Source organism: Ectobacillus funiculus, from assembly GCF_004138295.1.
Lineage (GTDB): Bacteria > Bacillota > Bacilli > Bacillales > Bacillaceae_G > Ectobacillus > Ectobacillus funiculus.
Genome location: NZ_SCFM01000004.1, coordinates 259,602 through 274,397, shown reverse-complemented (window position 1 = coordinate 274,397; position 14,796 = coordinate 259,602). Strand labels below are relative to the sequence as shown.

The window sequence follows — 14,796 nt, the reverse complement described above, 5'->3', positions numbered from 1 at the left end:
TGACTCGTTTTTAGTGTTTGAAATTATTTTTGGAGGGGACTTCAACTAGTGGGCTGTTTGCCTTTAATGTTATAAAATAAAAACGCAAAATCCTGGTGTTATTCTTTCCAGGTAGGAGATACATCGTGAAAAAGAAATGGATCATCCGATTGATTATCTCGGTCCTTCTTATTTCTATAACAGGATATGTAGTCAAGTTTCTTAGAACAGATGATAGACCTAAAGTAGTTGTGGTGTTAAAGGATGCAGATACACAATATTGGGAAATTGTGAAAGCTGGAGCGGAAAAAGGTTTTCGAGATTTTGATATAGATGGTAAAGTTATCGCACCCCGTTATGGATCAGAAGCAGATGCACAGGGCTTCGTGTTAAAAAGTATTCTTGCAGAACATCCCGATGCATTAGTTGTTTCCCCCTTTGAATCACCTCTTGTTATGTCTAGCTTGAAAAAAGCTGCCCAAAGTAAAATTCCTGTATTATTAATAGATACGGATATTCCTTTAGAAAATAAAACTACTTATATTGGTACTGATAATTTTGAGCTAGGCCAAAAAGCAGGGGAATTACTGGCTTCAGGGCTGCAGCCTGGAGATAAAGTAGCTCTTATTGCTGGAGACTTAACTAGTTCAGTTATAAGTGAAAGAATAAAAGGAGCTATATTGAGCTTCGAGGCTGCAGGAATCAAAATTGCAGTCGAAAAAACAGAATTACCAAATGAGTCTTTGCCGGTTAGGGCAGCAATGACAACGATTTTGCAGCAGTATCCCGATGTGAAAGGTGTATTTGCTACTACTGATATTATGGCATTAAGTGCTTTAGAGGTCATTCGGAAACACGGGAATAGTATCCCTGTCATGGGGGTAGATGGGATCGTTAAAATGGTTGAATCAATAGAAGAGGGAGTTGTGCCTGATACAGTGGCACAGAATCCTTATGATATGGGGTATATAAGTGTTGAAACTGCATGGAAAGTGATACAGGGAGAAAATGTTAGAAAAACTGTTGATACAGGTATCGATCTTATCACCAAAGATAATGCGGAGCAGAAGCTAGACTTCCTGAAGAAATTGTTGAAATGACATTTACAGCTGCTTTTGATTAGAAATAATACGCATTGCAAATTATCTCTTCCCTACAGTAAAATAAATATGAAACTGTTTTCATATTTACTTTGGCAGTGGAGTGATGGAAAAGTGTCTACAATATCAGATGTAGCAAAATTATCAGGATTATCAAAAACAACTGTTTCACGTGTAATAAATAATCATCCATATGTTTCGAAAGAGAAAAAAGAGCAAGTGCTAAAAGCGATGGAGGAGCTTGGTTATACACCAAATCCTTCTGCAAGAAGACTAAGAGGACAATTAACGACTACACTCGGGGTTATTGTACCGAGGATTGTGAATCCCTTCTTTTCATATTTGGTGAACTCGATTGAACAGACTGCTTATCATAAAGGATATCAAGTGCTGATTTGCCAAAGCAATGAAGATAAAGAAAAAGAACTTGCATTTTTAAATTTATTGAAAACGAAGCAGGTAGATGGAATTATTATGACGGCCATTGAAAATGATTGGAACATCATTCAGCCGTTTACCGATTACGGTCCTATCGTGCTATGCAACGAGTATGTGAATCACGCAGATGTTCCAATCATTCGTTTAGATCAATACAAAGGGACATATATAGGTGTGAAGCATTTAATTGAAAAAGGGCATCAAAAAATTGCTTACTGCACAGGAGGACTGTTTGACGAGCAGGGGAAAGATAAAGATCGCAATTATGGTTATCAAAAAGCATTAAAAGAAGCAGGGATTGTAATAAATCCAAAGTGGATTTTTGTGAATCAGCATACTATTGAGGATGGGAAACAAGTAATGAAGCAAATTCTAGAGATGGACGATCGTCCTACTGCCGTTTTTACTGGAAGTGATGAAATTGCTGGTGGGATGATGATTGAAGCAAAAGGGCACAGCTTAAGAGTTCCTGACGATATCGCAATTATGGGCTTCGATGACCAACCTCTTGCAGAAATGTTGGATCCCAAACTAACAACGATTCGTCAGCCTGTCGACCAAATGGGAGAAAAGTCAGTGGAAGTGATTATCGAGATGCTTCATAATCCTGAAATGAAGATTGAAACGTATGAGATGTCAATAGAATTAGTTGTTCGAGAATCCACATAACTTTTTATAGGATTATGTTGTAATTCCTGAAGAGGAATTTTTACTGTAAGTATCCAACGTTTTGTCATGTAAAAAATGATAGTATGTTGGAAAAGATTTAAGGATATGTTGGGCATAAAGCACCTTCATTTACTCGAAATTTGAGTGATGGAGGTTTCTTTTATATCTTGTATATATTATAATGTGTGTCTATGCCTGCTAACATAAGGAGAAACACGTTAGAACAAAATATAACTGTCTCCCGTAGTTTATGTGCGATTTTGCGGAAATTTGGTTAAAATGGAAGAGGGAAAGTGATTCAATGAAGGTATTAGACTTTGCAAAAGCTAAAGAAGAAAAAGAAGCGCTGTCTCAAGTGAAGGAAATGCCAATTGATGATATTAGACGGCTTTCGCACGATGATTTATTAACTCGTTTGCAATCTTGTATTGATTGTCTGTCATTAAATAGGCTGTTCTCAGAAGAATGGAACTCTTATAGAAATCACATTGACGATTTAATGTTAATTCTAGATGAGCGCTTGAAAAAAATAAAAAGACTCCCGTATTAGTGGGAGTCTATATAAGTTGAATTTAATTCTTGCACCTTCTTATTCAGTGCCTAAATCACCATTCAAATTACCTTTATAAGGCACTGTATTCTGTATGAATTTGTGCTGCAATGGGATTGTGAGAAAATATTTAGTTCAACTTATATAGATACCATAAATCATCGAGGGTTTGCAATGGTGCTTTACTACTACCTGTTGCTACTGTCGTTGCAAATGCTGTTAGGGCTGATGTAATAATTGGATCCATGATATTATCTCCATTCTTATTAGTACAAATATATCAAATATGACGATAAACACAAAAATATAATGGATAGTTTTTTGATCAAAACACCATTTTATACTAATCCAGAGGGGCAAAGATGCTCCTCTTTTTATTGTAGAAAGAAAACCACTGGCATTTCGGGGCGGATTTGTCTATTTTTAACGCTTTGATTTTCTATATCCGGCAGATTGAGCTTCTGATTCTGTACAGAACATTTCTTCGGCATCCGTTTTGTCATAGAATGCCTGTCCCGGCATGTGATAAATTTTCTCCCCGTTTGAAGAGATGTTACCTTTAATATTACAATTCTGTTTTGGTGTTTGAGTTGCAAGCAGATAAATAGTTTTATATAACAACTAAAATGTATTATTTGATATTCAAGGGTATGAAAATGTCTATTTGGGAGATGGGTTTCAGCCAATTAAATGAATTTGAATTGGCAAGAAAAAATTGCAGATTCTAAGAATGGTTTTCCCACTAATATAAATAATGTAGGAACCTTTGCGTTTAATGCTCTTGCAAAACGGTGTTTTTGTAATGTGACAGGTAGCGGGGAGGTCAATTACTTGATATTTGGTGCTGTTAAACATTCTGTAAGTTTGATTAACATTACTGTTTTTAGAGTACAAGAATATGGAGATAAGAGGAATCGATGAAAAGGAGAGTTTGCTCCATTTTTTCATGAGGATAGAATTTGGAATCATTACATTGAAACGCTTTGTGACTAACGAAGGTTAGGAGGAAATGAATTGGAGGTAATCGGGAAAAGCGTCATTCGTAAAGAGGCGTGGGATAAAGTGAAGGGCCGGGCGAAATACACGAATGATTACCAATCCATTGGGATGCTTTCTTGTAAAAAGGTCATTAGTCCATACGGGCATGCTAGAATCACTGCAATAGACACGACAGAAGCGCTAAAAATGCCGGGAGTTAGGGCGATTGTCGCTGGAGAACATTTTCCGCTCACAGGTGAGGCAATTCGTGACCGTCCGCCAATTGCTGTAGATAAAGTCCGTTATCACGGGGAAGTAGTTGCACTGGTTATTGCAGAAACTCCAGACCAGGCCAGGGCAGCAGCCAATCAGGTTAAGGTCGACTATGAATTATTGCCAGTAGTAAATTCACCGACACAGGCATTTCAAGAAAATGCTCCCCTTGTTCATGAAAAGTTAGGCGAATACAAAAAGGAGGAGGATTCACACCCGGTTCCGGGAACAAACATTGCAACTCATATTAAAATTCGCAAGGGTAACATGGAACAAGGCTGGGCTGATAGTGAAGTAACGGTAGAAGCAAGTTATTCCTTTGCTCCTTCTGACCATGCAGCAATGGAAACAAGATGTTCGACTTGTGAGATTTTACCCGATGGAACAATCAATATAATGACCTCCTCCCAGGCCCCTTTTATGGTCAAAACACTTATAGCCGATTACTTTGGTGAGGATATGGGGAAAATCGTTGTTCACACACCGTTTGTAGGAGGAGCCTACGGCGGAAAGGCAGCTGTTCAGCTTGAAGTACTTGCCTACTTAGCATCGAAGGCTGTCGGCGGTCGGCCTGTAAAGGTCTGGAATGACCGTGAAGAGGATATCATTACCTCCCCAAGTCATATTGGTTTGGACGCAACAGTTAAAATTGGGGCCGATCGCAGCGGGAAAATTCAAGCTATGGAAATCCTTTATCTGTGGGACGGCGGTGCTTATTCCGATAAAGCTATTGATGTAACGAGATCAGGGGCAGTGGATTGCACAGGTCCTTACAATGTTGAGAATGTCTGGGGTGATTCGTATTGTATGTACACCAATCATCCATATGCCTCCCCATTTAGGGGCTTTGCCCATTCCGAGCTTTCCTTTGTCATTGAAAGAACAATGGACTTACTTTCACAAAAGCTGCAGATGGATCCGCTTGAACTCCGTTATATAAATGCTATCCGTCCAGGAAACACGACACCGACAAGGGTTCCCTTAAATAAAAGTAATTTAGGAAACTTACCACAATGCATTGAGAAAGTAAGAGAGTTAATCCGATGGGAAGAAGGTCCAATCAAAGAGGTAAATGAGCGTTTTATTAGAGTAAAAGGTGTGAGCTGCAGCTGGAAAACGTCAACGATTGATGCTAACGCTCCCTCAGGTGCTATTTTAACATTTAATCGGGATGGAAGTATCAATTTAATGTCAGGACTTATTGAAATTGGAACGGGAACGAAGACTGTGCTGGCTCAAATTCTCGCTGAGAGACTTAAAATGGATGTCGATAACATTCATGTTCGAATGGAAGTTGATACCCAGACAATGCCAGAGCATTGGAAAACCGTTGCCAGCAGGGGAACATTTATGGCAGGCAGGGCTACCTTAAATGCCGCAGAAGATGTAATTAATCAATTGAAAGAAATAGCTTCATGTGTATTAAGAGCGCCAAAGGAAGATTTTGAAGTGGCAAATAGCCGGGTGTTTTTAAGGGATGATCCAGTGATCGGATTACATTTTAAAGATATTGGCTACGGTTATAAGTATCCAAATGGTAATGCGATTGGTGGTCAAATCATTGGTAGAGGAAATTATATATTACGCCATATAACACATTTAGATCCGGAAACGGGAGCTGGGAAACCAGGTCCGGAATGGTCCGTTGCAGCATATGGAGTAGAGATAGAATTTGACCGTCGGGATTATACGTATCGACTCATAAATGCTGCGACGGTGGTGGATGCTGGCCGGGTAATGAATGAAAAAGCGGCATTAGGTCAAGTGATGGGTGCAATGAGTATGGGGTTAGCGTTCGCTGGGAGAGAAACATTTTATTTTGATGAGCTTGGGAGAGTTTTGAATCCGCAGCTTCGGACGTATCGCCCGCTCCGCTATGGAGAGAATCCTCATTACTTGGTTGGTTTTGTAGAAAACCCGCAGATTGATGCGCCATATGGAGCCCGTGGAATAGGAGAGCTAGGATTAATGGGAATGCCTGGGGCCCTTGGGAATGCGTTGTCCGTGGCTGCTGGTGTTTCGCTTTATAATTTGCCATTAATTCCAGAATTGATTTGGAAAGCAAAGGAGGCAGCAAAGAATGCTTCCGTTTGATTTTGATTATTATAAACCATCTTCCCTTCAGGAGGCTGTTAATTTATATCAGTACCTAAGCCAGCAAGGCAAGAAGCCTATGTTTATATCAGGTGGAACGGAATTAATTACGCTTGGCAGAATTAACTTAGTCTATACGGAAGCGGTTATTGATGTAAAAGAAATTGCTGAAAGCAAAGCCATGCAATTTAGCGGAGAATATCTCGTGCTGGGAAGCTCAGTCACTCTTACTGAACTTAGCAAGGAGAATCTATTCCCTTTATTATCTAAAACGGCAAGTGAAATTGCTGATCATACTGCTCGGGTGAAAATTACGCTTGGCGGGAATATATGTGCGCAAATTTTTTACCGTGAAGCCGTTTTACCTTTTTTGCTCGCTGACAGCCAAGTAGTCACGGTTGGACCGGAAGGAACTAGGGTGACCCCTATTAATGAGATATTTCGGGAACGGCTGCAGCTCTCATCGGGCGAGTTTCTTGTACAAATAGCAACAGAAAAACGATTTACTGAGGCACCGTTTTTTACCTTCAAAAGACGCCAACAGTGGGATACTGGTTATCCATTAATAACAATCGCAGCCTTAAAAATCGATAATGAGATCAGGGTAGCTTTAAGTGGACTCTGTCCTTTTCCTTTTCGATCACAGGGGGTAGAAGCAGCTTTAAACAATAAAGAATTGCCAGAATCCGAAAGAATTGAACGCGCACTAGCTTCATTACCAGAACGGATTTTAGATGATGTCGAAGGTTCAGCAAACTATCGCTTATTTGTATTGCGAAATTTATTGTTGGATGTTTTAGAATTATTAGATAAGGCATGAGTAAGGAGGAAGATGAAGGGAGGCTAAATGCTTGAAAACACAAACAATCGTGTTGAGTATCAACGACGAGGATCAGACGATTACGGTAAGAGCGGCAGACACTCTTTTGTTTACACTAAGAGGAAAGTTGGGCTTAACTGGCGCAAAACCAGGTTGTTTAAATGGTGATTGCGGAGCCTGTACGGTGAATGTTAACGGCCGACCGATGAAATCATGCTTGATGCTCACCGTTGAAGCGGTTGGAAAAAAGATTACAACAGTTGAAGGATTGAAGGACTCCCCGATTCAACGTGCATTTGTAGAAAACTTTGCGTTTCAATGCGGCTATTGTACACCTGGCTTTATCATGAACTGCCATTCGCTGATCGAGCAGCATCCCGATGCTGATGATAAAACAATTAAAGAATGGCTGTCATCAAATATATGCCGGTGCACCGGCTATGCCGAAATTGAGAAAGCGGTAAAATCTGTTCTGGAAGAGAAGTAAGTAGTTGTTTTGTTGCAATCGAGTTGTTTAGAACACGTAAAAAAGGATTTCGCCTGTCGGCGAAATCCTTTTTTGAGTTATCAGAGTTTCTTAATATGCTTATGGAGTTAAGATAGCTACCTCACGTTCCAAGTTACACTTCAGGTGTAGCTGATTGGACTTGAATTTAAGGTTGGAGGTGGTCTTTCTACATCTTAATCCACTCAGATTAGTTCATTTTATAAGAGTGAGGGATATAGATATATAGTTCAATGTCGATTATATTATGCTTGAAGTGATTTCTGCTTTGATTTATTGATATTTTCAACAGTCATCCTCATTTCCGCGACAAGAAAGAGGAGATACACATAAACAGCTTCTAATAAGCATAGGGTGTTTTTCTTTAGGTTTGCTAGAAATAATTTCATATGGGTTGTCCTCCTTGTGTCTAGTAGGGATATCAGTATCATACTATTGATTATCCGCACAATGTGACTTTATGTCAGGTTTTCTATCATGGTTTTTTCATAGCTCTTGGGGAGTAATAAGGGAGAGGAAGCGTAGGTATTAAAAACTATGTTTTAGGATACCTGAACTGTAACTTGGTCTCTTGTGTGCTAAAACATATAGGAAAGGGGGAATGGATATCTTACCTGCAAAGGCCGAGTAGATTGTGGTGCAAACGGGGAAAGCATTGATAGCCCCGGAGAGAAAAGGAAGCCAAGCCATAGCTATTAAACTCACAAAATAAATTCCCCCTAGAACAAATAAACTGCTGAGTTCACTCGTCTTGGGGGGGAGTTCTTTAGTTTAATACTATACTTCAAGATTCTTTATTAGGAGGTTTTCTAGAGGATGTTTTATTAATAATGTAATAGCTTAAGATTAAAATAAGGATAACGAAAGCGTGTAGTAATGTATTGAAGGGGTTATCATGATCAACGATGATTAAGCGGAGCATTGCTGTAATACCAATATAGAGAAAGTATCTCATTGGAAAATGGTAATTTTCCCGAAAGTATTTTACAATCATTGAAATAAATTCAAAATAGAGAAAAAAGACAAGAATCTGTTCGAGGAAATTGTGAAAATTAGTTGTTTCAGATGTGATAATAAATTCTACAAAATGAAAAATTTCCTTAGCCATTAAAATACATAGAACTGTGGCAAGTATGATTAATGATGCATTTAAGATAAATTGTAATATCGATGGGACAGCGGTACGAAAAGTAGGAAGTTTGCTGAATTCAAAAATTGCTTTTTGCGAGGTCATTCTCCAAGTATCTCTCATTCATCAATCCCCCTTTTATCATAAATTACTTTTATATTATCAGCTGAAATAGAAATTTAGTTAAAAAGTGGAACATTATCTAACACATAAAATAAAAAATGTAAGAAAATATTACAATACAAAACCTAATGAACCAGTCTTATGTTAATGGATGAATGGTATTCCATCACGGTTTTGTATGATACATACACATTTCTATTAAGCTTTTTACATAAACAACAAGAAAGTTACAAAAAATTTAAAAATTTGCTTCACTCTGATGATAAAAGCAGTTCCTATGCCTCTTCCTTTTATAATAGATAGGACAATGGAGAAAGGATGGTTATGGTGGAGGCATTTGAATTAAAAGTTGAAGATTATGAACGAGCACGCGATGATTATGACAATTTGTTGCGAAAGATTGATGAAAAAGCGGTTGAAATTGTGCGCATTTTATTTGAAGAAGAAAAAGAAAAAAAGCTTTATATAAGATGGGAATACGGAACGTCATTTGTTCATAGCTCTAATGTGATCGTATTACTAAGATCAGACGGTTCCCCTATTTATTTGGAGCGAAACGAAGTGATGGGGATCATTGATACAATTGACCGATTATATAAAGATACCCTAGTAATAAACAATTAAAAAAAGAACGGGATATCTCGTTCCTTTTCAAAATAGTAAGGACGATTAAAAAGGATTTCGCTGGGCAGTGAAATCCTTTTTGAGATGTGGAAAAAATCTGAGTTTTTAAGTTTTTTGATTCGGTATGAATGGAGTATAGGCGTTTCGAACCAGTGATCTCCCTCTGTTAAGGGAAAAGGAGCGTTAGGGATATAGCTGATATGGCGGCTTGTTACACAGTCAACAGTTATCGGTAGAGGAAAGACAGACATAACAGGTAAGTTTTCCGTTGTTGTTCCCGGGCAAAAGTAGAGGTAACTGTAAAGGATAGTGCAAGGAATTATAGCCTGTACACAATGGGAACGGTAGTACGGTGAGTGAAAGATTAAATGTATATAATGTACCTATGTTTTGTTATAAAAGGTTACATTTAAGAAGAGCGCGAAAACAGTAATTAGGATAAGTGCACTAATGCTAATGGATGTACATTAGTAATGGTTGTAGCTTTTGCAGGGATGGGGTAACTCATCCTTTTTTCTTTATAAATATAATTTTTCGGAAACGTGGAATCACAATATTGTTTTAGCTATGGATTATGATAAAATTTCAAATGAGCTCGCGTTGGATAGATTTTACTCTTTGTTGAAGTTATTATTTTTTCAGTATATACATAATTTTCGTTCCGTAAAGTATTTGTTTGCAGTTTAAAATGATTTAAATTCTAGCGCGAAATGAATTTAAATCATTTTTTATATCAACTCATAGTATATTAAAATCCTTTCAATTACATTCTAATTAATCAATAATAATTTCAACTAGGATCTATTCTCTTCTGCTTCTGTATGGCTGAGTCTATTTAATTGATATTTTTAAAAAATATATTATATAATACTTAACAAAGTTAACTTTATTCAAGTTTTCTAAACATTTCAACCTTATTTTTCAATATAAACAAATTAGAAATTTTGAAAATATATGAATATTGGATTAAAAAAGGATTGAAAGGTATAAATAAAGGTTGTATGATACGTATTGTTACTTTTATTGTTAGAAGTTATTACATTTAAAGTTATGTTTTTGAGTGCCACGACTATGCTTTGGACTTTGATAAGCACAAGGGGACTTCTTAGAGGGGGGACTACAGCTAGAGAAACGGCATTAGGTGCAGGAGACGGGATGACAGGCGCTAGAGCTATTGAGGAGATATCTCTGTACAAGCAACTGTCGAGGAAATGTTTCAAATAAGAAGGAGGAATAAAAAGTGGACTCTATGACTTTTGTTCTATTTGGAGCGACAGGAGATTTAGCTAAGAGAAAAATTTATCCAGCTTTATATAATCTATTTATAGATCAAAAATTGCCTCAATCGATTTCTATTATTGGTTTAGGTAGAAGAGAATTATCTGATGTCACATTTCAAAATCATGTGGAGCAATCGATAGAAACATTTTCTAGGAGAATAGAGAATGATTATTCCAAAATGGGAGAGTTTCTTGATGCTTTCCGTTACAAGGCCTTAGATGTAACAAACACTGAAGATTACAGGGCTTTATTGAATTTTGTTGAGCGACGTGAGGAAGAATTAGATATTCCAGAAAATCGAATGTTTTATCTATCTGTTGCACCAGAATTTTTTGATGGGATTGCTTTAAATATTAAGGAGAGTGGATTAGGTTCGACAAAAGGCTGGAAACGTCTGATTATTGAAAAGCCATTTGGACATGATTTAGAATCTGCTCGTGATTTAAATACAAAGCTAAGCAAAGCCTTTGAAGAAGAAGAAATTTATCGGATTGACCATTATCTTGGAAAACCAATGGTTCAAAACCTGGAAGCTTTAACATTTGCAAATCCTGTTCTGCAAGCATTATGGAATAATCAATATATTGCTAATGTGCAAATTACAGCTAGTGAAACAGTTGGGGTAGAGGAAAGAGCTGGGTATTATGATGGAGTAGGGGCTATTCGTGATATGGTGCAAAACCATATGTTACAGCTGCTGATGATGACAGCTATGCATCTGCCAAAACAAATTAGCGCAAACGATATCCGTGAGGAAAAGAGAAAGGTTATGGAATTCCTTCGTCCATTAAAAAAAGAAGATGTAGGCTTACACGTCATGCGCGGTCAATATAGTACAGGGGAGATTAATGGTCAGTCGGTTGCTGGGTATACAGATGAGCCTGGAATTGAAGTCTCTTCTCGAAATGACACTTTTGTGGCTGCTAGGTTGTGGATTGATAATCCGTTTTGGACTGGAGTGCCTTTCTATATCCGTACAGGAAAAAGAATGAAAGAAAAATCTACGCGTATCGTAATCGAGTTTAAAGATTCGTTAAAAGAGTTATATAGAAATCGAAATGAGCAAACAGAGCCTAATCTTTTGATCATCGAAATCAATCCGAATGAAAATGTTTCCCTACAGCTCAATAGTAAAAATCCATTAAATGATGGAAAGATGGAGCCTGTGAGAATCCAGTTTGCGTCAGAACAAGAAGGTGTACCTGAGGCTTATGAACGGTTGATTTTTGATGCGATTCGTGGCGATTCCACGTTCTTTGCTCATTGGAAAGAAGTTGAATTGTCTTGGGAGTGGGTGCAGCCAATCTTAGAAGCCTTTGAGGAGAATCTTGTACCGCTTCATTTATATGAGGCAGGTTCATATGGCCCTGAGGCAGCTCATCACTTGCTGAAAGAGGATGGATTTAAGTGGCTGTTAGATAAAGAATCCCTTAAAACTTCAGAGTTAGCTCTACAAGCTTAACTATAGAAACAAAATGACAAGGAGAGAGTAAACGTTATGAATTCTAACATTGAAACATTGGCTATTAATACGATTCGAACTTTATCAATCGACGCTATCAATCAAGCAAATTCCGGTCATCCAGGTCTTCCGATGGGTGCTGCTCCAATGGCGTATGCACTATGGGCGCATCATTTGGATCATAATCCTGCAAATGCAAAATGGTTTAACCGGGATCGTTTTGTTCTTTCCGCGGGACACGGCTCTAGCTTGCTGTATAGTTTGCTTCACTTGGCTGGATATGATGTATCTCTAGATGACTTGAAGAGCTTCCGAAAATTAAACAGCAAAACACCAGGACACCCAGAATTTGGTCATACAGACGGAGTGGAGGCAACGACAGGTCCTTTAGGACAAGGGATTGCGAATGCGGTCGGGATGGCGATGGCGGAAGCCCATTTAGCTGCGAAATTTAATCAAGACGGATTTCCTGTCATTGACCATTACACATATGCTTTAGTTGGTGACGGAGATTTAATGGAGGGTGTCGCTTATGAGGCGATGTCGATGGCTGGTCATATGAAACTAGGAAAATTAATTGCTTTATATGATTCAAATGACATCTCTTTGGACGGTTCCTTAAATCTTTCATTTGCCGAAGATATTCAAAAACGAGCAGAATCTGCTCATTGGCAATATTTACGTGTGGAAGATGGAAATAATACCACAGATATTGCAAAGGCAATTGAATTAGCAAAACAAAATCCGGATCAGCCGACCTTAATCGAGATTAGAACGATTATTGGTTATGGCAGTCCAAAAGTTGCCGGAACAAACAAAGCACATGGCAATCCGCTTGGAGAAGAAGAAGCGAAAGCGACAAAGCAAGTGTACGGCTGGCATTACGAAGAGAATTTCTTTGTTCCAGAAGAAGTAAAAGCCCATTTTGCAGAATTAAAGCAAAAAGGGATTGGAAAAGAAGAGCAATGGAATGAATTGTTCCGTTCGTATAGAGAGGCTTATCCTGCGCTAGCAAATGAACTAGAACAAGCGATTACAGGTGGGGTTCTCATTGAGGCAAAAGATATTTTGTCATTTGATACAGGGAAAGCTGTTTCAACTCGCGTGGCGAGCGGAGAAGCAATTAACCACTTTGTGAAATCGATTCCTGCTATTTTTGGAGGAAGCGCAGATCTTTCCCATTCTACTATGACTGATATCAAGGGAGAGGCAGCATATGCAGTAGAATCCTTTAGCGGACGAAATGTCTATTTTGGCGTTCGTGAGCATGCGATGGGGGCAGCCGGCAATGGGATGGCTCTTCATGGCGGGGTAAAGCCTTTTGTAAGTACCTTCTTTGTGTTCAATGATTACTTAAGACCTTCTATTCGTCTCGCTGCTTTGCAAAAGCTGCCGGTTACGTATGTGTTTACCCACGATTCAATTGCGGTCGGAGAAGATGGTCCAACTCACGAGCCGATTGAGCATCTCGCTGCTCTTCGTGCGATTCCTGGTCTTACAGTCATTCGTCCATCAGATGCAAACGAAACAGCGAATGCTTGGGCATATGCTTTACAGCAAACAGATGGTCCGGTTGCTTTAGTACTGAGCCGTCAAAACCTGCCTGTATTCCATGAAACAGAGGCGAACATCGAGAATCTTTCTAAAGGAGCTTACGTGTTAACACAAACGGATGAAAACCCAGACGTGATCCTGATTGCTACAGGTTCGGAAGTGTCCCTGGCTGTGAATGCAAAAGCTGAACTGGAAAAAGAGGATGTATCCGTTCGTGTTGTGGCTATGCCGAGTTGGGAGCTGTTCGATCGTCAATCAAAAGAGTATAAGCAGCTTGTTCTCCCTGCTTCTGTTACGAAGCGTGTGTCACTCGAAATGGGTATTTCCCTTGGCTGGGAACGCTATGTAGGATTCGAAGGAGAAATTTTATCTATTGAAACATTTGGGGCTTCAGGAACAGGAGCTGAGGTTATGGAGTTGTTTGGATTTACAACAGAAAACGTTGTTCAAACTGTAAAAAGTCTGCTTCAAAATACAAAAAGTCTACTGCATTCTTAAAACTAGGAGGAAATGAATGATGAAATTTTTTATTGATACTGCAAATCTTACAGATATTCAAAAGGCATATAGAATTGGTGTGTTAGCTGGTGTTACAACCAATCCTTCCTTAGTAGCTAAAGAAGGCGTAAAATTCGAAGATCGTATTGCGGAAATTTGCCAAGCAGTTCCGCGTGTAGAATCAGTTTCGGCTGAAGTCACTCCCGATGCGGTTACAGCTGATGAAATGATTGCGCAAGCTGAAGAACTGATCAAAATTAACGGCGGAGATGAAAAGGTTACAATCAAACTTCCTATGACATTGGCTGGTTTGGAGGCTTGCCGTTATTTAGCAGACAAAGGTGTGAAAACGAACGTTACGCTTATTTTCACAGTAAACCAAGCGCTGTTAGCAGCTCGTGCTGGAGCAACGTATGTATCGCCATTCTTAGGCCGTTTGGATGACATCTCTGAGGACGGTGTACAATTAGTAGCAAAAGTAGCAGAGCTATTCCGTGTTCATAACTTTGATACGCAAATCATTGCGGCATCTGTTCGTCATCCAGATCATGTGACTCGTGTAGCAATGGCTGGCGCTCATATTGCAACGATTCCGTACGCAGTCATTGAGCAAATCTCCAAGCATCCGCTAACAGATCAGGGCATGGAAAAGTTTGCTGCTGATTGGGCGGCAGCTCCTAAAAATTAAGAGTAGCAATTTCCTGGCTCTTCATAGAGCG

At 38.9% G+C, this 14,796-nt stretch carries 12 protein-coding genes and 1 pseudogene; 10 read left to right on the top strand and 3 right to left on the bottom strand.

The genetic code is table 11. The features are described 5' to 3' along the window. Nucleotides 1–125: 125 nt before the first annotated feature. From EP737_RS02820 to EP737_RS02810, 3 genes are all read left to right on the top strand, one after another. Entirely contained in the window at nt 126–1,079 is a 954-nt protein-coding gene (locus tag EP737_RS02820) for a sugar ABC transporter substrate-binding protein (RefSeq protein ID WP_165350684.1), read from the top strand. A 114-nt stretch (nt 1,080–1,193) separates the two neighbouring features. Continuing rightward, nucleotides 1,194–2,186: a LacI family DNA-binding transcriptional regulator gene (locus tag EP737_RS02815; RefSeq protein WP_129726390.1), complete on the top strand. Its 993-nt coding sequence runs from the start codon at nt 1,194–1,196 to the stop codon at nt 2,184–2,186. Nucleotides 2,187–2,487: 301 nt separating this feature from the next. Further along, nucleotides 2,488–2,736 carry a hypothetical protein gene (locus EP737_RS02810; RefSeq protein ID WP_129726389.1) on the top strand — a complete coding sequence of 83 codons (249 nt, stop codon included), beginning with the start codon at nt 2,488–2,490 and terminating at the stop codon, nt 2,734–2,736. Between the two features lie 423 nt (nt 2,737–3,159). On the opposite strand, the pseudogene EP737_RS27010 reads toward EP737_RS02810, so the two are convergent. Further along, nucleotides 3,160–3,312: pseudogene (locus EP737_RS27010) on the bottom strand (sunset domain-containing protein); the annotation flags it as partial. Nucleotides 3,313–3,750: 438 nt separating this feature from the next. On the opposite strand from EP737_RS27010, the gene EP737_RS02800 reads away from it, so the two are divergent. The 3 genes from EP737_RS02800 to EP737_RS02790 are packed head-to-tail and all read left to right on the top strand — an operon-like array spanning nt 3,751 to nt 7,388. After that, nucleotides 3,751–6,081 (top strand): xanthine dehydrogenase family protein molybdopterin-binding subunit, encoded by a 2,331-nt coding sequence (locus EP737_RS02800; RefSeq protein WP_129726387.1) that lies wholly within the window; start codon nt 3,751–3,753, stop codon nt 6,079–6,081. Continuing rightward, nucleotides 6,068–6,901 (top strand): FAD binding domain-containing protein, encoded by an 834-nt coding sequence (locus EP737_RS02795; RefSeq protein ID WP_129726386.1) that lies wholly within the window; start codon nt 6,068–6,070, stop codon nt 6,899–6,901. The genes EP737_RS02800 and EP737_RS02795 overlap by 14 nt, the downstream gene beginning before the upstream one ends. A gap of 31 nt (nt 6,902–6,932) precedes the next feature. Continuing rightward, on the top strand, nt 6,933–7,388 hold the full coding sequence (locus EP737_RS02790; protein ID WP_129726385.1) for a (2Fe-2S)-binding protein: 456 nt from the start codon (nt 6,933–6,935) through the stop codon (nt 7,386–7,388). Nucleotides 7,389–7,651: 263 nt separating this feature from the next. On the opposite strand, the gene EP737_RS25410 is transcribed toward EP737_RS02790, so the two are convergent. Together EP737_RS25410 and psiE are read right to left on the bottom strand one after the other, a co-directional pair. Further along, nucleotides 7,652–7,795 carry a hypothetical protein gene (locus EP737_RS25410; RefSeq protein WP_165350683.1) on the bottom strand — a complete coding sequence of 48 codons (144 nt, stop codon included), beginning with the start codon at nt 7,793–7,795 and terminating at the stop codon, nt 7,652–7,654. Between the two features lie 395 nt (nt 7,796–8,190). Further along, nucleotides 8,191–8,658: a phosphate-starvation-inducible protein PsiE gene (gene psiE / locus EP737_RS02785; RefSeq protein ID WP_425455828.1), complete on the bottom strand. Its 468-nt coding sequence runs from the start codon at nt 8,656–8,658 to the stop codon at nt 8,191–8,193. Between the two features lie 318 nt (nt 8,659–8,976). Between psiE and EP737_RS02780 the strand changes: the two genes are divergently transcribed. From EP737_RS02780 to fsa, 4 genes are all read left to right on the top strand, one after another. Beyond that, nucleotides 8,977–9,282: a hypothetical protein gene (locus EP737_RS02780; protein WP_129726384.1), complete on the top strand. Its 306-nt coding sequence runs from the start codon at nt 8,977–8,979 to the stop codon at nt 9,280–9,282. 1,240 nt (nt 9,283–10,522) lie between these two features. Continuing rightward, nucleotides 10,523–12,025: a glucose-6-phosphate dehydrogenase gene (zwf, locus tag EP737_RS02775; protein ID WP_129726383.1), complete on the top strand. Its 1,503-nt coding sequence runs from the start codon at nt 10,523–10,525 to the stop codon at nt 12,023–12,025. Between the two features lie 36 nt (nt 12,026–12,061). Next, nucleotides 12,062–14,077 carry a transketolase gene (gene tkt, locus EP737_RS02770; RefSeq protein ID WP_129726382.1) on the top strand — a complete coding sequence of 672 codons (2,016 nt, stop codon included), beginning with the start codon at nt 12,062–12,064 and terminating at the stop codon, nt 14,075–14,077. A gap of 19 nt (nt 14,078–14,096) precedes the next feature. After that, complete coding sequence (gene fsa, locus EP737_RS02765) at nt 14,097–14,765, top strand: fructose-6-phosphate aldolase (protein ID WP_129726681.1); 669 nt, start codon at nt 14,097–14,099, stop codon at nt 14,763–14,765. Nucleotides 14,766–14,796 lie beyond the last annotated feature (31 nt).